At 38.8% G+C, this 18,566-nt stretch carries 16 protein-coding genes; 6 read left to right on the top strand and 10 right to left on the bottom strand.

Annotated features, from left to right (window positions below; all coding sequences use genetic code 11):
- The first annotated feature begins 63 nt into the window (after positions 1-63).
- Entirely contained in the window at positions 64-393 is a 330-nt protein-coding gene (trxA, locus tag H3T57_RS00140; RefSeq protein ID WP_110438560.1) for a thioredoxin TrxA, read from the top strand.
- A 6-nt stretch (positions 394-399) separates the two neighbouring features.
- Here trxA and hpnK read toward each other — a convergent pair whose 3' ends face one another.
- The 5 genes from hpnK to dxs form a co-directional block, all read right to left on the bottom strand.
- A complete protein-coding gene (gene hpnK / locus H3T57_RS00145) occupies positions 400-1,251 on the bottom strand; it encodes a hopanoid biosynthesis-associated protein HpnK (protein ID WP_198192468.1) in 852 nt (283 codons plus the stop codon).
- A 19-nt stretch (positions 1,252-1,270) separates the two neighbouring features.
- A complete protein-coding gene (gene hpnJ / locus H3T57_RS00150; protein WP_110438558.1) occupies positions 1,271-2,695 on the bottom strand; it encodes a hopanoid biosynthesis associated radical SAM protein HpnJ in 1,425 nt (474 codons plus the stop codon).
- A gap of 83 nt (positions 2,696-2,778) precedes the next feature.
- On the bottom strand, positions 2,779-3,945 hold the full coding sequence (gene hpnI / locus H3T57_RS00155) for a bacteriohopanetetrol glucosamine biosynthesis glycosyltransferase HpnI (protein ID WP_198192471.1): 1,167 nt from the start codon (positions 3,943-3,945) through the stop codon (positions 2,779-2,781).
- Positions 3,946-3,958: 13 nt separating this feature from the next.
- Positions 3,959-4,636 carry an ABC transporter substrate-binding protein gene (locus tag H3T57_RS00160; protein ID WP_198192473.1) on the bottom strand — a complete coding sequence of 226 codons (678 nt, stop codon included), beginning with the start codon at positions 4,634-4,636 and terminating at the stop codon, positions 3,959-3,961.
- Positions 4,637-4,663: 27 nt separating this feature from the next.
- Positions 4,664-6,652: a 1-deoxy-D-xylulose-5-phosphate synthase gene (gene dxs / locus H3T57_RS00165; protein WP_155569629.1), complete on the bottom strand. Its 1,989-nt coding sequence runs from the start codon at positions 6,650-6,652 to the stop codon at positions 4,664-4,666.
- Between the two features lie 471 nt (positions 6,653-7,123).
- On the opposite strand from dxs, the gene hpnH reads away from it, so the two are divergent.
- Both hpnH and H3T57_RS00175 read left to right on the top strand, forming a co-directional pair.
- Complete coding sequence (gene hpnH, locus H3T57_RS00170; protein WP_155565910.1) at positions 7,124-8,293, top strand: adenosyl-hopene transferase HpnH; 1,170 nt, start codon at positions 7,124-7,126, stop codon at positions 8,291-8,293.
- 239 nt (positions 8,294-8,532) lie between these two features.
- On the top strand, positions 8,533-9,822 hold the full coding sequence (locus H3T57_RS00175) for a hemolysin family protein (protein ID WP_155565909.1): 1,290 nt from the start codon (positions 8,533-8,535) through the stop codon (positions 9,820-9,822).
- 45 nt (positions 9,823-9,867) lie between these two features.
- Here the strand turns inward: H3T57_RS00175 and H3T57_RS00180 are convergent, their stop codons facing one another.
- Together H3T57_RS00180 and H3T57_RS00185 are read right to left on the bottom strand one after the other, a co-directional pair.
- Positions 9,868-11,787 (bottom strand): lytic transglycosylase domain-containing protein, encoded by a 1,920-nt coding sequence (locus tag H3T57_RS00180; RefSeq protein WP_198192474.1) that lies wholly within the window; start codon positions 11,785-11,787, stop codon positions 9,868-9,870.
- Between the two features lie 94 nt (positions 11,788-11,881).
- A complete protein-coding gene (locus H3T57_RS00185; RefSeq protein ID WP_198192475.1) occupies positions 11,882-12,634 on the bottom strand; it encodes a uracil-DNA glycosylase in 753 nt (250 codons plus the stop codon).
- Positions 12,635-12,712: 78 nt separating this feature from the next.
- Between H3T57_RS00185 and H3T57_RS00190 the strand changes: the two genes are divergently transcribed.
- Genes H3T57_RS00190 through H3T57_RS00200 form a run of 3 tightly spaced genes read left to right on the top strand, consistent with a single transcriptional unit; the run spans position 12,713 to position 15,784 of the window.
- Positions 12,713-14,467 (top strand): lipopolysaccharide assembly protein LapB, encoded by a 1,755-nt coding sequence (locus tag H3T57_RS00190; RefSeq protein WP_198192478.1) that lies wholly within the window; start codon positions 12,713-12,715, stop codon positions 14,465-14,467.
- A gap of 28 nt (positions 14,468-14,495) precedes the next feature.
- Positions 14,496-15,371 (top strand): 4-(cytidine 5'-diphospho)-2-C-methyl-D-erythritol kinase, encoded by an 876-nt coding sequence (locus tag H3T57_RS00195; protein WP_155580876.1) that lies wholly within the window; start codon positions 14,496-14,498, stop codon positions 15,369-15,371.
- Positions 15,372-15,421: 50 nt separating this feature from the next.
- Positions 15,422-15,784 carry a hypothetical protein gene (locus tag H3T57_RS00200; protein ID WP_110438549.1) on the top strand — a complete coding sequence of 121 codons (363 nt, stop codon included), beginning with the start codon at positions 15,422-15,424 and terminating at the stop codon, positions 15,782-15,784.
- A 9-nt stretch (positions 15,785-15,793) separates the two neighbouring features.
- Here H3T57_RS00200 and H3T57_RS00205 read toward each other — a convergent pair whose 3' ends face one another.
- The 3 genes from H3T57_RS00205 to H3T57_RS00215 all read right to left on the bottom strand — a co-directional run bounded on the left by H3T57_RS00205 (position 15,794) and on the right by H3T57_RS00215 (position 18,539).
- A complete protein-coding gene (locus H3T57_RS00205) occupies positions 15,794-16,372 on the bottom strand; it encodes a YqaA family protein (protein ID WP_110438548.1) in 579 nt (192 codons plus the stop codon).
- A gap of 66 nt (positions 16,373-16,438) precedes the next feature.
- The gene (locus tag H3T57_RS00210; RefSeq protein ID WP_155572249.1) at positions 16,439-17,827 is read right to left on the bottom strand and encodes an ATP-binding protein; all 1,389 of its coding nucleotides are present in this window, start codon (positions 17,825-17,827) and stop codon (positions 16,439-16,441) included.
- Positions 17,814-18,539 (bottom strand): response regulator, encoded by a 726-nt coding sequence (locus H3T57_RS00215; RefSeq protein ID WP_110438546.1) that lies wholly within the window; start codon positions 18,537-18,539, stop codon positions 17,814-17,816. The genes H3T57_RS00210 and H3T57_RS00215 overlap by 14 nt, the downstream gene beginning before the upstream one ends.
- Positions 18,540-18,566 lie beyond the last annotated feature (27 nt).

Genomic DNA, 18,566 nt, shown 5'->3' on the forward strand with positions numbered 1-18,566 from the left:
GACATCAAGGAAAGTCATCTATTTAGTAGATATGAAGATTATTTTAAAATTTATGAGGTAGAAATGAGCGAATTTACTAAAAAAGTAACAGATCAAAGTTTTGAACAGGATGTATTGAAATCCGATCAAATCGTCCTGGTTGATTTTTGGGCGGAATGGTGCGGACCTTGCAAAATGATTGCTCCAGTTTTGGAAGAATTAGCAAAGGAAATGCAGGGTAAATTAGTTGTTGCCAAGGTTAATGTCGAGGAAAACCCTGAGGTGCCAACAAATTATGGAGTTAGGGGAATTCCAACCCTTATCTTGTTCAAAGATGGACAGCCTTTATCAACCAAGGTAGGAGCCTTACCAAAAGAAAAATTGAAAGGCTGGATTGAAACAGCTATCCGTTGAGATATTTTAAATGTTTTTCCAAGTAATTGGATGAATGCCATGTTCCTGAAGCAGCTTGGGGAAGTCTGGGTGACAGAGGGTCTCCAGCTCCTTTTCAGGTTCATATTGAGGCATAAGTTGATTATATAATCCCGTTTTTGTGGTTGCAGGATGGAAAAACAATTCAGAATTACCTTGTGGTAGGGACGGGATTAATTTCTGGATACGGTCAAATGTCATATGCCCACACCAGGATAAGCCAAAGCACCAATCAAAAGATTTCATCCCGGCTTTTTTGATCTGTTCCTCAAGAAGTTTGCACCAATAATAAACCAGCAAGTTATTTGTATTATCTAGATTGGTTGTCTGATCAATGGATCTGAGAATCTTAACAGGTTCTTTGGGAAGTCTTATTCGTTGCAACCGATAATCATGACTGATTTTTATAATAAGCTGAGCAATGGTTGGGTGAAGATGCATATGTTTATGCACATCGATATGATCAAGAGCCAGTCCTGTTTTTCTAAAGGTTTCAAATTGAGCCCTGATTTCCTTTTCCAGTTGTCTACGGATGTGTTGATTGAAAAAGTAGTTGATTCCCATTTTAAGTTGTTGTGAGGGGAAAAGACGATTTTCATCGACAAGAAGTGGAATTTCACTTTTTGGCAAAATCGATTTTCCCTCAATGACAACAACATGCAATCCAACCTGCAAATTTGGCATTCTTTTGGCTCTTATGATTGCATCCTCAGCTGCATCGCCTGCAATCATAAGATTCGCAGTACTCAGAACCCCTTGCCGATGTGCAATTTCAATTGCCTCATTGACCTCGACAGATAAACCGAAATCATCTGCTGAAATAAGAATTTTTCTTGTCACAAAATTTCTTTATCGTTTATTATGATGTATGGCGATCTCGTAGAAATTGGAAAAATTCGACGCCTTCACGTAAGCGACGTTTCATCATTTGTGGGCTGGTGATCATCTCTCCTACAATAGAAGCTATTTTGGGAGCGCGAAAGTAAAATTTCTTATAAAATGTTTCAACGCTATCAAAAATTTCCGTATGAGATAAATGAGGATAATGCAAAGGGGCGATCTGAACGCCATGTTCATCAATCAATTCCGCATTATTTTCATCCAGCCATCCATTTTCAAGTGCCTGCTGATGCAGAAATGTTCCTGGATATGGAGCGGCTAGGGAAACCTGTAAAGTATGAGGGTTGATTTCAGTGGCGAATTTGATTGTTTCCTGGATTGTTTCCTTGGTCTCTCCTGGTAAACCGAGAATAAAGGTGCCGTGGATTTTAATTCCAAGTTCATGACAGTTTTTTGTGAATTCACGTGCAACCTCGATTCGCATTCCCTTTTTAATGTTATGCAGGATTTGCTGATTTCCGCTTTCATAACCAACCAGCAATAGGCGCAACCCATTATCCTTTAACACTTTCAAGGTGCTACGGGGAACATTCGCCTTGGCGTTACAGGACCAGGTCACCCCTAATTTTCCCAATTCACGAGCGATTGCCTCCGCACGAGGAAGATCATCTGTAAATGTATCATCATCAAAGAAAAATTCTTTAACTTGTGGAAAATATTGTTGAGCCAAACGAATTTCTGCCGCGACATGTTCTGGACTTCGTGTACGATAACGATGTCCACCTACTGTTTGTGGCCACAGGCAGAACGTGCAGCGTGATTTGCATCCACGGCCAGTATATAGGGAAAGATATGGATGTTTTAAATATCCAATGAAATAATCTTCAATATGAAGATCTCTTTTGTAAACCTCGGTAACAAAAGGCAAGGAATCCATATTTTCAATTATTGCCCTGTTTTTATTATGAACAATTTTGCCATTCGCATCCCGCCAGGATATGCCGTCAATATCTTTGAAATCGCGACCTTCTGCGACTTCTTTCAATGTAAAGTCAAATTCATTCCGGGCTACAAAATCAATAACATCGCTCTTTTCGAGACTTTCCTGGGGTTGAACAGCAACCTTTGCACCGACCATGCCAATTTTGAGGGAAGGATTTGCATCCTTGAGCATTTTTGCAACCTTGACATCCGATGAAAAGGATGGGGTAGAAGTATGCATGATCACCAGATCACGGTTTTTCACATCAGCAAGAATGGGTTCCATCGTCATTCTTGCAGGGGGTGCATCAATCAGGCGACTGTTCGGGATAAGGGCTGCCGGTTGGGCCAACCAAGTTGGATACCAGAATGATTTAATTTCGCGCTTGGCTTGGTAGCGGGAACCTGCACCTCCATCAAAACCTTCAAAGGAGGGAGGTTGTAGAAACAGAGTCTTCATCATGATGGAACTAATCCTTTGATTTTTTCTATTTTATTATGGTTGTTTAAAAATACTTAATTGGTTCAATTATCTATCACTATCGTTTAACTATTGGAACCTTGGTTTTTTTTAAAAGTCATTTTTTGTCCACGCCATTCAATATCTTCTTTGAAAATACTTCTCATCATAATAGAAGCCGAGATCCAGTCTCTTAAGGGTAACAGGAAAGGAATTAACTTAAGGTCAAGTTTAATCTTTTTATTGATTACTAAACAACAAATAGACTGAAAAATCCAGCAGCTTAAAAAATTAATCCATGATTTTTTTTTCAGAGGGTTCAGTAAAACAGCAAGAGAAATCCAGAATAGGGGAAGCTGGATGAAAGAGCATGTAAAACCAAGGGGTTCCACCGTAAAAACGGTACGATTCCAGCGCAACTCATGTTTATATAAAGCTTGAAAAGTATTTTCAGAAACAGTTGTCTTAACGATGGAAGGTGAAAGAACAACCTCTAAATTTTGTTTTCTGATAAGCTCTCCAAGTTTTGCATCGTCTGCAATATAGGGTAACAGAGCTTTTAATCCGCCAATTTTCATAAGTATGGATCGTTTGATTGCAACACAGGCACCAAAACAATCCTGACGGCCCAGATAGCGTGAAAGTATCACGCCCGGCATAAAGTTATAATTGATATGAGCACTGGCCAGCATTTGGACAATAGAGGATTCATAAGGTAATCCACTATATAAAGAGGTTATCAGTCCAACATTGTCATTATCCAATAAGGGAATGGTTTCTCTTAAATAATTCTGATGCGGTGTGTGAATATCGGAATCTGAAATAAGTAGACAGTCATGGATTGCGTAGGCAAACATGTTTATTAAATTTGATACTTTGCGGTTTACCCCGTGAATTTTTGGATTGATAACCAGTTTAATATCGTGATTGGGATATTGATTCTGTAGATGATGAACAATTTTAATTGCAGGATCTTTTCTATCTTGAACGCCAAAAATTAATTGAAAATCTGGATAATCCTGTTCGCAGAAACTTTGTAAAGCCTCATAAAGGAGGGGTTCTGCATTAGCCAAAGGCTTTAAGATTGTTACTGGGGGAAGGGAAGAGGGGGCTGTATATTTTTTTTTGTTTTTGATTTTTTTTTTAAAGAAATAGATAAGCAGACAGCTGATTCCAGATTGAATGCACCCCAGTAATGTACAAATGGATAAAATCCGTGTTAATTTAATTTTCGTTTGTAAGGACCAAAACATATAGACTGTTAGATTAGGAGTTGTTTTTTGACATGAAGGATTGTGTTTTCTTGTTTAACATTTCAATCAATCCTTGACTGCCACCTTTTGCCAGGGTCGAGCTAAAGTCACCATGTTGAATGGCGATTTGACTGATATGACCATTCAGCAACACATCGACAATTTTCCATCCTTGTGGGGTTTTACGCAACAGATAGTTGATTTCTGTTGCTGATCCCATATCACTTGCGTCCCCAACCCTGGTTTTAATAATTTTATCATCGTTTGTCATTGCATTTTTAACATTTGGTAAAATTTTAAATCCCGTACCTTTTTCTTTGGCAAAACTGGAATAATACCGTGCAACTGTATAATTAGTGAAAGCTTGCAAAAGCTGCTCTTTTTCAGCTTCGGAATATGAATCGTAACGATAGCCAACCGTACTGCTTAAAATTGAAGAGAAATCATAGGAATCATTTAAAACTTTTCTAAGAGCGGTCATGCCTTTTTCAGCAGGGGTTTGCTTGGACTGTTGAAGTTGGCTTAGGATGCGATACAGATTGACAACAGGTGTTTTAATGGAATTTTCTGTATCAGATCCGGTTACAGAAACAGGACGGACGGCAGTATCATTTGCATGAATTGCGATTGGAGAATTAAAGCCTATAAAGGCTGTAACACTGCATAACAGGATATAACGATGAAATTTCATAGTTGAATCTACCTAAACTTTTTATATTTAAATTTCCAAAGGTACATCTAAAGCTTTTAAAGCGGTTTTGACAATAGATGGAGCATCTAAACCTGCCTCAATATATTGCGCGGTTTGGGTATTATGGTTAATGAAATAATCAGGTAGAACCATTGGCCTGAACCTTACATGATCTAAAAGACCGTTCTGGGCAAGATGTTGCATGACAAATGCTCCAAATCCGCCTGTTGATCCCTCCTCAATAGTGATAAGAACCTTATGGTTTCTAGCCAGCTGATCAATTAATCCTTTGTCAAGAGGCTTAGCAAAACGAGCGTCGACAATTGTAGGGGGCAGTCCATATTGTTTAAGGGTTTCGGCAGCTTTTAAACATTCTGTCAAACGGGCTCCGAAAGACAAGATGGCAATTCCCCCCTTTTCATCACCGGTTTGCTCTCCCATTTCCTGAATGATTTTTCCTTTACCAATTGGAAGAATTTGACTTTCTGCTGGTAAAGAAAGACCAATACCAGGGCCACGTGGATATCTGAAGGCGATTGGACCTTCATCAAAAGCTGCTGCGGTTGCTGTCATATGAGCTAATTCAACTTCATTGCTGGGAGCCATGATAACAATATTTGGTAGACATCCCAAATATGCAATATCAAAGGTACCAGCGTGGGTTGCCCCATCAGCTCCAACCAGTCCAGCGCGATCAATGGCGAAACGAACAGGTAAATTCTGCAGGACAACGTCATGCATGACTTGATCATAGGCACGTTGCAGAAAAGAGGAATATATAGCACAGAAAGGTCTTAACCCCTCGGTTGCCAGACCTGCGGCAAATGTAACCGCATGTTGTTCAGCAATGCCGACGTCAAAATAACGTTCAGGAAATTTCTGTTCAAATTTGTCTAATCCTGTACCAGATGGCATCGCAGCGGTTATGGCAATAATTTTGTCATCTTTTTCAGCGCATTTCAGTAGTTCATTACTGAAAACCGAGGTATACGATGGTGGTCCGGGCGGTCCTTTATTCTGTTTTCCTGTTATGACATTGAATTTGGAGACAGCATGATATTTATCGCCTGAAGATTCAGCTGGTTTATATCCATGTCCCTTTTGGGTTACGACATGTAAAAGCACTGGACCGATATGTTCGGCATCGCGCAGATTTCTTAAGACAGGAACCAGTTGTTGTAAATTATGTCCATCAATTGGTCCCACATAATAGAAACCTAGTTCCTCAAACAATGTCCCGCCCGTCATTAAAGCACGGGCATATTCTTCGGCCCGTTTTGCCTTTTTTTCAAGACTCTCGGGTAATTTGCTGGCAACTCTGGCGGCAAGATCTCTTAGCCCCAAGAAATGACGTGACGAGAGAAGCTGCGATAGATAAACGGACATTGAACCGACAGGTGGGGCAATGGACATTTCATTATCGTTCAGGATGACAATTAATCGTTCTGCACCTGGCCCAGCAACTGCAGCATTATTCATGGCCTCATAGGCCATACCAGCTGAAATGGATCCGTCACCGATTACCGCTATGACACTGCGTTCATCATATGCTGGATCTTTTTTGGCCTTAAAATGGTTTGCAACAGCTATACCCAATCCTGCCGAGATCGAGGTTGAGGAATGGGCGGCTCCGAAAGGGTCGTATATACTTTCTGAACGTTTTGTAAAGCCTGATAATCCTCCAGGTTGACGTAATGTACGAATAAATTCACGACGACCAGTTAATATTTTGTGGGGATAAGCCTGATGACCAACATCCCATATTAGTGAGTCATTTGGTGTATCAAAAACAGCATGTAATGCAACAGTAAGTTCAACCACACCCAAAGAGGCCCCTAAATGTCCACCTGTTGTGGAAACGACATCTATTGTTTCGGCACGTAATTCCTTGGCTAGCTGTTCTAGCTGTTCAATGGAAAGGTTTTTGAGATCTGTTGGGGTATGAACGCGGTCTAATAAAGGGAAACGTCCATAAGTAGGAATGGATTTTAAATGATTAGCCGATTCATTTTCCATAAGATTTTCTTTGTTCTTAGGCGTTTCGGTTTGTTCATCCATGTTATATTTCGTCCGTAACTGTTACATAATAGCTTAATATAAATGTTAAGTTTTTTAGCTTATACTCGAGTTTAGATGATATTCAAATACACGTTATGTAAAATCTATCACCTTTCATGAATAAAAAAGGATAAAAAGCGAACAATATATTACACTTTTTTATTAAGCTTTTATGGCTGATTTTATCTTTTTTTTCAAACGAGATATTAAATTTGTTGCTTGAGGAACACATCTATGAAGTAAATTGTTACTTTAAAGAAGGAAAAAGAGAGACGGCAAGGCTTTTGAAATTTAAAATAAAACGTTTTTGTCGTAAAGTACGTTTTTTACTAATAATATTTTTTTCTTGTTGTTAAGGGTCATTTATCTTATGAATGACGCATTTGTTATATGTTAATATCGGTTAAACCGGTTTGGGAGCTTAGATAAATGGCTGTTCCTCTGATGCAGGCAGTACGAGTCGGTAGCTACGTTGTTAAACAACATCTAAAAAGACGTGAAAAATATCCACTCGTTTTGATGTTGGAGCCTTTATTACGTTGTAACTTGGCCTGTTCTGGTTGCGGAAAGATTGATTATCCTGCTGAGATATTGAATCAGCGATTGAGTGTGCAGGAATGTTTGGATGCTGATGCTGAATGTGGTGCCCCTGTCGTGGCAGTTGCAGGGGGTGAACCCTTGTTGCATAAGGAAATGCCACAGATTATTGAGGGATTGATCGCTCGTAAACGGTATGTATATCTGTGTACTAATGGATTGTTGCTTGAAAAAAAGATTGACGATTATAAACCATCTCCATTCTTTTCATGGGATATTCATTTGGATGGTGACAAGTCCATGCATGACGCTTCTGTCTGTCAGCAGGGGGTTTACGATCGTGCCGTTTCAGCAATAAAACTTGCCAAGTCTAAAGGGTTCAGGGTTTCAATCAACTGCACCCTGTTTGATAATGCCGATCCATATCGTGTAGCGGCATTTTTTGACAGTGTTATGGAGTTGGGGGTTGATGGTATTATGACTGCTCCTGGCTATGCCTATGAAAGGGCGCCAGATCAAGAACATTTCCTGAACCGTCAAAATACCAAAAAATTATTTCGTGAAATTTTCAGATTGGGAAAGGGACATAAATGGCGTTTCACGCAATCTCCATTATTCCTGAATTTTCTGGCTGGAAATGAGCAATATCACTGTACTCCTTGGGGTAAGCCTTTAAGAACAGTTTTTGGATGGCAACGTCCATGCTATCTGTTGGGAGAAGGTTATGCACCGACGTTTGAAGCATTGATGAATGAAACTCAATGGGATCAGTACGGTACGGGCAATTACGAAAAATGCGCCAATTGCATGGTTCATTCCGGATATGAAGCTACCGCTGTTAAGGATGCGATCAAACGTCCATGGCATATTGCTCAGGTTGCTTTAACAGGGCCTAAGGTTGAAGGTGTGATGGCACCCGAAATAGATTTGTCACAACAGAGACAGGCAAAATATGATTATAATGAACAGGTGGCGGAATTAATGAAGAAACTGCCTAAGGATTCAGTTAAAAAACGGACAGCAGTTCGTCGTGTTAAAAAGGTGGCCGTTCAGGAAGCCTGATTATACATTGGTATCTTTTGTGGAATAAAAGGGAAGGCAAGCTTAGTTTTTCAAGCTTGCCTTTTTTAATAGTTGTGTAAGGAACAAATTTATTACAGAAATAAAAATAAAAATGTTAAATCATACTCAAAGTAAAAATAAGTATAACAGATTTATTATTTTTTATTAGTAACAATTTTGTTAGATTATTTTTGTAATTTCTGTTTTTTATTATGATTACATTTATTGGATTTAAGTAAATGCTTGTTTCAATTATTGTTATTTTATGCTTGATTTTTTTGAATGGTATTTTCGCTATGGGCGAACTTGCTTTAATATCAAGCCGAAAAGCCCGGCTGGTTGCGATGCAACATCAAGGGGTGAAGGGTGTTGAAGGGGCTTTACGATTAATTGATAAACCACAAAGTTTTTTACCCACTATTCAGGTTGGTATTACGCTTGTTTCAATATTTGAGGGAGCTTTTGGGGGATCCCGTATTGAAAATTGTCTAAGGCATTGGCTTGAACAATTTTCGTTAATCAAAATCTGGGCAGATGACTTGTCGATTCTTATCGTTGTTTTGGTTATTACTTTTTTTATGCTAATTTTTGGGGAGCTGGTTCCAAAGCAGCTGGCGTTACTAGAGCCTGAGGTCATTGCTGTCCGCCTGTCCTGGCTATTTATAATTATATCAAAGATTGCCTCTCCTGCAGTTTGGGTCCTCAGTAAATCCTCTGAATGCGTTTTGAAATTATTAAGAAGACATAATAAAGTTTCTGTCTCTGTAACAGAAGAGGAATTAAGGGCCTACATTGCCGAGGGTGCCAAGGTTGGTGTGCTGGAAGTTGAAGAACGGGATATGATTGAACGTTTGCTACGACTGGCTGACCGACCTGTCAGGGCTGTTATGCGTCCAAGGAATGAAATTATATGGATTGATCGTTCTATTTCAGGGGACAAATTGAAACAGGCTTTGTACAATATTTCACATACACGATTGGTTGTTTGTGAAAATGGAATTGATAATCCTGTTGGTGTGGTTTTGGTTAATGATTTGTTTAGCCAGCTTTTACATAAAAACAGCTTGTCAATTAATGCCTGTTTACAGCGTCCTCTTGTTGTTCCGGATAGTATGTCTGCCTTGGACGCTCTGGAACGATTGAGGGGTGATTTGTTAGGAATATTACTGGTTCTTGACGAATATGGCTCATTTGAGGGAATTGTAACGGTTTCGGATATTTTTAAAATAATTGTAGGTGAAATTAATCAGTCTCTGGATGCCCCCCGTCTTGAGTCAGGGATAAGTAATGAATATTTACTGGAAGGGACGACTCAGGTCGATGAAGTCAGGGATCAGCTGGATTTAGGAGATTTACCTGCGGAAGGAAGTTATCATACGGTCGCCGGATTGATTTTGGCACTTTTACGAAGAGTCCCGGTTACAGGTGACAAGGTTGTTTTTTCAGGTTGGCTTTTTGAGGTTTTGGAGATGGAAAATCGTCGGGTTACTCGTGTAAAGGCAAGCCGACAACCTGTGGCAAAAAACTAGTAGGTATTTAAAAAGCCCTTTTCTTTTTTAAGAAAAGGGCTTTTTTTAATGTAATGTAATGACTTGGGCCAATTTTACTTCATTTGTAAATTTAGGCCATTTGTTTTGAGCCAGAGCCTTTAAGGAAGGAGAGGGTAAATCAAGCTTATCAGAATAAATCCAAAGAAAAGTCAGTGCTTTATGCAAATAGTTTTTTGTTTCCTTGATGGGAATTGTTTCCATGAACAGTAATGGATCTTGGTTATTCTCAGCTGAATTCAACCATTTTGATGTTATTACAGGTCCGGCATTATAACTGGCCAGCATATGAATAAGGCTTCCCCCTTTTGGAAGCATATCATAGTTTTTCTTGTTATAAAGTCCTGATAAATGGATAAGGTATAATTGACCGATTTCCAAATTTAAAGCGGAATTTTGCAGTTCATCCAAACGATGAATCGATACGTTATTTTTTTGTTTTGCAATATATTTTGCTGTCATAGGCATGATTTGCATTAGGCCACGTGCCCCTGTATTCGAAACAGCCTTGCTATTGAAATTTGATTCTAAACGGATCAACGCATAGATAAGTGCCGGATTAATTTTGTAGCCATTCCTTGGATGTAAATTGGGTAAGGGTAAGCTTTTATTGTGGTCGAGAAGATTTTCATTTTGTAAAATTATCTCAACAAGCTGTTTAGATAAATCGTTTGCGCCTATGGTTTTTGCAATCAATTGAATGGAATGCAAAAGGGCAAGATTCTTTCTATTTTTTATCCATATCTGTTTTAAAATAATCTCAGCTCGTTTTTTTTCGTCCACTTGTAGTAAGGCAAAAAACCTTTTTCCCTCAGCAGTGGCTTCAATAGTGTTGATATCCACTTGAGAAAGTGTTGTAGAAGAAAATTTAAGGAAATTTAGTAAAGGATGAAAATCAGTTTTCTCTGTTGAAGTATCATGATCGTTTTCTTTTAGAATCTGGTTGGACAAAATACCATAAAAGGTATGCACAAACGAAGCCGATCTGCGCAACCAGATAATATATTCCTGTTTATTTTCCTTTCTTAGACATGAACGTGCAGCCCAGAAATAAGTACCTGCTCTAATATTGGTAGTGATAATATCTGCCTTTGAAGCCTGTGCAAAAAATTTCAAGGATTGATCAAGATCATTATTTTTCCAGGCAATTAATCCAGCGACATATCCAGCCAAACCAATGCGGTAATTGGATGATTTAAACGCATTTTTAGCCAGTTGATAGGCATGATCTGAATAATTCATTGCAAAGAGCTGTTGAGCTATTTCTGCCTGTAATTGTGCGGCATATAGATTATTCATTCCGCGTGTCTGTTGAATAAGCTGCAAGGCACTTTTCGCTCCCTGCCAACCTGATGCGCTGCGTTCACGAACAGTTTGATCCAACAAAGGATTTCTTTTGAAGGAATTGGTTTCGAAATTAAGATGATCAAGGCTTTGCAAATAAGCCATGACATTATTGTTGTTATCAATAGGTAGATTCTGATTGAGGGGAATTGATACTTTAATAGCGCCAAGATTGTTCAGACGCTTTTGAATATCAGGTGAATCAGGATAAGATGCAAAATTTTTCAGCCATAACTTTAATTGCCCTGTATTTGGTAAAAAATGTGGGTTTAGGTAACGCTCGGCAAGAATATCGCCGAGCAACAAATTGTCTGAAATCTGAATTGTTTCAGATTGAGCCGTTTTGAAATCCCCTTTGCGTTGTAGATCAAATATATAGCGAATACGCTGTTCATCCATTGAATTTAACGGACGAGGAAAGCTGACACGACCATTACCATTTCGAATAATATTTCTAGCTTGTGTAATGATTGTTTCTTCACGCTGATCTAACTGTTTTGGCGTAGTTGCCCGTATGGATACAGTTGATACGCCTGCAAACAAGGCTGCGCTTGCCAATAAAGCCCGGACAGCCAAAGGGGAAAGAATGTTTGTCCCTTGCATAATACATATTAATTAGGAAAGAGTGTCATGTAATTCAAGAGTTATTTATTTTAGGTAATTAAATATTATCGCTGAAATATATATAATGTTTCAATCAAGTGTTTTTATCTATGGTGGCACGAATGTAAAGGAGATTTTTCCAGGTTACCTGGCGGATCTTGGCATTAATGTTAATTTGGGAAAGATGGTGTAATGGAAAAAGTTGGATGGGGTTAGGAATTCCAGAGTATGTGAATGAATGCCATTGATTTTTTAGCTGGTTAAAATTGACTGGGGTTTTTAGTAAGGTCTTAGCGGGTAATTGTCCAATTGTCAGGATATATCTGGGTTGATACAGGATTAGTAATTTATATAAAAAAGGTAGGCAAAGTTCTAATTCATTCGTTGATATTTGTCGTCCACCTGGGGGGCGCCATGGAACAAGCGGAATACGAAAACAAGCATCAAGAGAAATATCGATGTTATTAAGCATCTGTTCAAGCCAGAAATTTCCCGTATCTGCGAAAACCTTTCCGCTACGATCTTCATCGGCATCGGGAACATCCCCGATAATGTAAATATGGGATTTTGGATCTCCAACAGAAAGTATTGTATTCATGGCTGTGTTTTTAAGCGAACAGTCTTTGAATTCCAGGATAGCCTGGTTTATTTCTTGTAAACTATTGGTTTGAAAAGCGGAGTGTCGATTTGTTTTTGTTATAATTTTCGTTGAAACAGATTGTTTTTTAGGTAAAGGAAGAGTAGGAATAGGTTTTCTATTTTCTAAATGGTTGATACTTACTGAAGTTAAATTTTCATCTATACCCCATTCAGAATATAGCTGTAACAATGATAAATGGTCATACATTTTAGATTACGATGAATATAATGATGGTTAACGAAACCTTATATACTAAGATTTCAGTTTATTGAGAAGATAGTGATTATGCAATGCCCACGCTTTCTACGCACCATGCTTTTATCTTTTTCTCTAATTGCTGGGATGAGCTCGATATCCAAAGCGTCCGTAATTGTAAAGGATCCAGAGCCTGTTGTTCCCCTGGTGCATCAAAGGGGCGGGTACGGGGATTATCTGTCTGCCTATTATGCGGCGCAGACCGATGATAATGTGACCGCTGCAAAATTTTATAATAATGTGTTTGATCATGATCTAAAAAACACGGATGCACGTGAAAGGGCATTTTACTATAGTGTGATCGTCGGCAATCCAGCCGCAGTAAATTTGGCAAAACAAGAAGATAAGGATCCAATTTCCGCCCTGGTATTAAGAAATGATGCAATTGTTAAGGGAAACTGGAAAGAGGCATTAAAATATTTTACTTCTCCTCCTGGTGATCCATTGGGTCAGATGACGTTTTTATTGTTGCAAGCATGGTGCCTATATGGTGCTGGTCAGATTGATCAGGCAAACGCTCTGTTTGAAAAAGGAATTAATACGCCTATTAGTGGAGTTTTTCTAATTCATTATGGCGTTGCGGAAACTTTATCACATCATGATAAAAAAGCTGGCATTTTATTTGAAAAAGCCTACCGGGTTTTTCCCGGGGCGGATCTGCTGTTAATGCGGGCTTATGGAAATTGGCTTTATCAGCATCATCGGGCTGGAAAAGCGGAGGCAATGGTCGATAATTTGACTGATATTTTGCCTTTTTTATCCATTTCAAAAAATAATTTACGTCGCAATCTTTCTCAATTTCCAGTGCATGATGCTCAAGGGGCGGTTGCTCAGGTTTACTTGGCAATGGCCTCCCTGATTCAGCAGGATTTGGCCAATCAGACTGTTGATGAAAATGACAGAGAGGCTAAAATTTCGTATAAGGTTGCCCTTCATACTGAACAGATATTTTTACGGTTTGCTTTACAGCTCAATCCAAATCTTTCTGAAGCCAAAATTATGTTATCGGGCATTCTTGCGGAACAAAAACACCCTGAACAGGCCCGTAAAATCTTATTTCCCGTTAATCCGGATGATCCGTTAAAGACCAATATACAGTTACAACTTGCCCGTTATGATGCATTATTAAAACATTATTCTCGGGCGGAAAAATCCTTGGAAGAATTGTTAAAGGATTACCCACAAGAAATTAGTTTATGGCAAACGTTGGGTGATATTTATTTTGATCAGAAAAATTATCCAAAAACCATTCAAATCTACAGTAAAGTCATTCAGTTAAAGAAAAACAAAACTAAATATGATTGGACAATGTTTTTCATAAGAGGGGTTGCTTATGAAAAACAAAAACAATGGCTAAAAGCTGAACAGGATCTACAAATGGCATTAAAATTGGCACCAAATGAGCCAATTTTATTGAATTATCTGGGCTATTCATGGGCACTAAGACATAAAAACTTGCAGAAAGCCCAGATAATGCTACAGAAAGCCATTGATATTGCACCGGATGAAGGGGCAATCCGTGATAGTTTAGGCTGGATTATGGTTTTGAATAATCAAACAGCTTTAGCCATACAACAGTTGGAGCTGGCTGCCGAGACCATTCCACAGGATCCTGAATTAAATTACCATCTGGGGGTTGCCTATTGGAAGGTTGGACGCTATCAAGAGGCGATTAATCAATGGAATGTAGCCTTGACTTGCAATCCAAATCCTGAAAATAGAAATTTAATATTGAATGCATTACAAAAAGCCAAAAAAAATAAATTCTTGTCCTCTCACCACTAGGTAATTTCACTATTTGAAAAAAGATTCAATGTTTATAGAAAAAGCGTACGCTAAAATAAACCTTTTTTTGCATGTGACGGACAAACGTCCTGATGGATATCATATTCTGGATAGTCTGGTTGTTTTTCCTGATGTAGGGGATGAATTGATCCTGTTTCCAGTTTCAGGTAAAGAGGACAGACTTGTCGAGCTTGAAATAACGGGGCAATTTGTATCGCAGTTATCTCAGGAAAATCAGGATGATAACCTGATTGTTAAAGCAGCCTATAAACTTGCAGCATGTACAAAACAACCTTTAAAGCCTGTTAAAATCCAACTGATTAAAAATCTTCCTGTTGCTTCAGGAATTGGTGGTGGATCTTCAGATGCAGCGGCTACTTTACGGTTATTGATGCGTTATTGGAATCTTGTAATTGACAATGATTCATTACAGAAGATTGCATTACAATTGGGGGCAGATGTTCCCGTTTGTCTTAATCCGGTCACACAACGCATGCAGGGAATTGGTGAAGTCATTTCAAGGGATATAGAAATTCCCTCTTTTGGCATGATTTTAGTGAATCATGGAGAAGGGGTGTCAACGGCGGAAGTGTTTAAGAAGCGTCAATCTTCTTTTTTTGACAAAGTTAATTTGAAAAATAGTTTCGATAATGTTAATTCATTTATTCATGATATAACGACCTATGATAATAATTTACAGGAGCCTGCTATTTTACTAAATTCTAAAATTGAAAAAGTTTTGGAAGAAATTAAGATGTTACCCCACTGTCGCTTGGCACGAATGAGTGGATCGGGTGCAACTTGTTTTGGATTATTTGAAACGGTTGAGCAAGCACAAAAAGCGGCGGAGATTTTATCCTCAAAATATTCTTGGTGGATATGGGGGGGGAAAGCTATTCATTAATTTAAATTTTATAGATATAAAATATTTTAGAGGGATAAAGAGGGTTACAAATGGCTATTGATGTGAATATACGGATTACGGAAGACCGTAAAAAAACAATTTTAACTTTTTCACCTGATAGTGGCGTAACCGGTCAATTAGAATTAAATCAGCTGGAACTGGACAATCTTATCCAAGCTTTGGGATCTGTTCGATGGATGATGGCAGAAGGTCAAAAAATAGCTGAAATAACCGGGGCGCAGATCAAACCTGCATATCAAACCAAATGGGCAATTCAGAAGAATATTGAAAAAGCAGAAACTTTGCTTGCTTTTCAACATCCAGGGTTTGGTCCACTTGGGTTTGTTTTATCTGACCAACAAGTTAAGGAATATGTCAAGGCATTACAAAAAGGTCTGAAAATCAAGAAATAAATGTTATAGTTAGATATATTTAAAAGCGATGATACCCGATATAAGCAATAAGCAGATAAAACTGGTTACCCATATTAATCGCTTTTCAATAAAATCCTGAATAGATGACCCAAAAAAATAAAGTAGAACAGCTTCCAGGAAAAAACGGGAGCCTCGGGTAATTAAACTTGCGAGCAGGAAGGGTATCAGGGCAAAATGTGCCGCACCGGCAGTAATGGTGATGAATTTATAGGGGATCGGTGTTAATCCTTTGATTAGAATAATCCATACGCCATATGTATTGAATTTATCCTGCAAATTGATGAGTTGCTGTTCTGCGTGATAGAAATGAATGATGGGCATTGCAAGATAATGAAGTAAAAAAGCACCTATTATCCATCCTAATAACCCTCCGACAACACTACTTAAAGTTGTAACTGTTGCATATAGCCATGCTTTGCATCGTTTAGCGAGAATCATTGGACAAAGGAGAATATCCGGCGGTATTGGGAAAAAGCTTGCCTCGGAAAACGCGGTTAGCATAAGCCAGAATATCGCGTACTGACTTGCGGCGAGTTGTAAGGCGCGTGCATAAAGATGTTTGAGCATAAAATAAATAAATGTTTTATATTTGTATAGATTGAGGTTAATGTAACGAAATTCGTTTCGGGAAAGTTATTCTATAAGCATAACGACTGCACATAATCCATGAGGAATACGATTATGTAAAGTAATATCTCCACCTTGTCCGCGAATAATATTTCTTGCGATTGAAAGTCCCAGTCCAGTCCCTCCTGTAGAACGGTTGCGGCTTGTTTCCATACGGACAAAGGGTTCAAAAACATATTCAAGATTTTCCTGTTTCAATCCGGGTCCATCATCTTCGATCAATATGAAGACATGTTTGTCTTTCTGGTTATAAAGTGATGGGAAGGGAGGTTTTGAGGTTAGCGATACAGTAACATTCCCTCCATAATTAAGCGCATTATTCATTAGGTTTTGTAGGGCTCTTTTTAGGTTGATCGGACGAGCCTTGATTGTATAACTGGGTAAGGGATGGTGAAGACGGATTTGATCAATTTTATCCGGATGGGTTTCCTGTAATTCATGGATAAGGGTTTCAATCAGGCTTGTTAAATCAAGATTGATAACAGGTTCATGATGCGTATTGTCACGTCCGAATGCCAGGGTCGCATCAATCATTTTTTCAAGTTCATCAAGATCTGAGATAAATTTTTTTTGTAAATGTTTATCATTGATAAATTCAGATCTTAATTTCAATCGTGTAATCGGTGTGCGCAGATCATGACCAATTGCCAAAAGAAGTTGTGTACGATCATTTACAAAACGATTTATACGCCGTGCCATATCGTTAAATGCCCGTGCGGCTTGGGCAACTTCTTCTGGTCCAGATTCAACAAGAGGAGTGGCATTGACATCTTGTCCCAGCCTTCCCGCTGCTGCGGCTAATGTACTGACAGGGGCAATTAATCGTCGAACACTCCACAAAGTAAGCAGGCTTGTTGCTGTTGCCATGATAAAAAAGCTGATCGGAAACGTTGCTGATTTGAAAGGGTTTGGTGTGGTTAATTCATATATGATGTTTAACCATTGTTTATCATCTGGTAACTGAAATGCGATTGCATTTTTATGTTTGTCTGGATCAGAGGTGGCAATAATTTTGGTTGGACGTAATTCGGGTGGGAACAAGATTGTTGTAAGAAGGTGGGAAACAGTTTGTTCCAATTTAGGGGAAGGGAGATTGACATTTTTAAGATTGGGTTCGTTTGAAAGAAAAATGGTAAATCCATGTATTGGATCTAGATCATTAATCTCATCGGACCGATCCTTGCTATCGACTTCCGAAATATCACGATAAATAGCTGTTGCGCGATTTACAGCTTCCTGTTCTTGGGTGAGGCGATTGAAATCTAGCCGATCCAAAGTATTGATTAACAAGCCACATGCCTCGATCAAACCCATCCCAATGATTAAGATCAAGGCTGTACGAGCTGCTAGAGAATAGGGCCATAAATGCCACTTTCTTGGTTTATGTTGTGACATAGTGAATGGGTAGGGCCAACAAATAGCCCCCTCGGTGAACGGTTTTAATTATTTTTGGCTGGCGGCTGTCATCTTGCAGTTTTCGACGCAATCGGCTTAATGTAACGTCAATTGTACGATCGGTGGAAGGAAGCTGATGCCCATATAGAATTTCGGATAAAGTTTCCCGGGTAACAATTTCTGGGGCATGTTCGATTAAAGCAATTAACAGGTCATATTCCTTGCTTGTCAGGGAAACCTCAACATTTTGAGGATTCAGTAGCTGTCTGTGAAGTAAATTGACCTTCCAGTCTCCAAACTGGATGATTTTCTGTATGTAGGGGTTGTGAGCGAATTGTTTACGTTGTGAACGATGCAAAACGGCATGGATACGGGCCAGTAATTCTCTTGGGTTGAAAGGTTTTGCCATATAATCGTCGGCACCTAGTTCTAGCCCGATAATCCGATCTGCTTCGTCTCCCATAGCGGTTAACATAATGATAGGAATATCAGCTTTTTTTCTTAACCAATGGGCTATCTCGAAACCACTTTCCTGAGGTAGCATAAGGTCGAGAATCACAAGGTCAAAATGATTGTTTTTCCAAATTTGGCGCACTTGCTCCCCATTATATGCATAGGAAACCTTGAAATGATGTTTTTGCAAGAATTGAGAGAGCAGATCTACAATTTCGTGATCATCATCAATTATTAAAAGATGTATAGTTTGTTCCATAAGATATCAAAAACAAGAAAAGTTAAA

This window comes from Commensalibacter sp. W6292M3, from assembly GCF_016101315.1.
Lineage (GTDB): Bacteria > Pseudomonadota > Alphaproteobacteria > Acetobacterales > Acetobacteraceae > Commensalibacter > Commensalibacter melissae.

Coding starts and splice junctions, on each gene's coding strand:
- trxA (WP_110438560.1), top strand. CDS start 64: ATGAGCGAATTTACTAAAAAAGTAACAGATCAAAGTTTTGAACAGGAT.
- hpnJ (WP_110438558.1), bottom strand. CDS start 2,695: ATGATGAAGACTCTGTTTCTACAACCTCCCTCCTTTGAAGGTTTTGAT.
- hpnI (WP_198192471.1), bottom strand. CDS start 3,945: ATGTTTTGGTCCTTACAAACGAAAATTAAATTAACACGGATTTTATCC.
- H3T57_RS00160 (WP_198192473.1), bottom strand. CDS start 4,636: ATGAAATTTCATCGTTATATCCTGTTATGCAGTGTTACAGCCTTTATA.
- dxs (WP_155569629.1), bottom strand. CDS start 6,652: ATGGAAAATGAATCGGCTAATCATTTAAAATCCATTCCTACTTATGGA.
- hpnH (WP_155565910.1), top strand. CDS start 7,124: ATGGCTGTTCCTCTGATGCAGGCAGTACGAGTCGGTAGCTACGTTGTT.
- H3T57_RS00175 (WP_155565909.1), top strand. CDS start 8,533: ATGCTTGTTTCAATTATTGTTATTTTATGCTTGATTTTTTTGAATGGT.
- H3T57_RS00180 (WP_198192474.1), bottom strand. CDS start 11,787: ATGCAAGGGACAAACATTCTTTCCCCTTTGGCTGTCCGGGCTTTATTG.
- H3T57_RS00185 (WP_198192475.1), bottom strand. CDS start 12,634: ATGTATGACCATTTATCATTGTTACAGCTATATTCTGAATGGGGTATA.
- H3T57_RS00190 (WP_198192478.1), top strand. CDS start 12,713: ATGCAATGCCCACGCTTTCTACGCACCATGCTTTTATCTTTTTCTCTA.
- H3T57_RS00195 (WP_155580876.1), top strand. CDS start 14,496: ATGTTTATAGAAAAAGCGTACGCTAAAATAAACCTTTTTTTGCATGTG.
- H3T57_RS00200 (WP_110438549.1), top strand. CDS start 15,422: ATGGCTATTGATGTGAATATACGGATTACGGAAGACCGTAAAAAAACA.
- H3T57_RS00205 (WP_110438548.1), bottom strand. CDS start 16,372: ATGCTCAAACATCTTTATGCACGCGCCTTACAACTCGCCGCAAGTCAG.
- H3T57_RS00210 (WP_155572249.1), bottom strand. CDS start 17,827: ATGTCACAACATAAACCAAGAAAGTGGCATTTATGGCCCTATTCTCTA.
- H3T57_RS00215 (WP_110438546.1), bottom strand. CDS start 18,539: ATGGAACAAACTATACATCTTTTAATAATTGATGATGATCACGAAATT.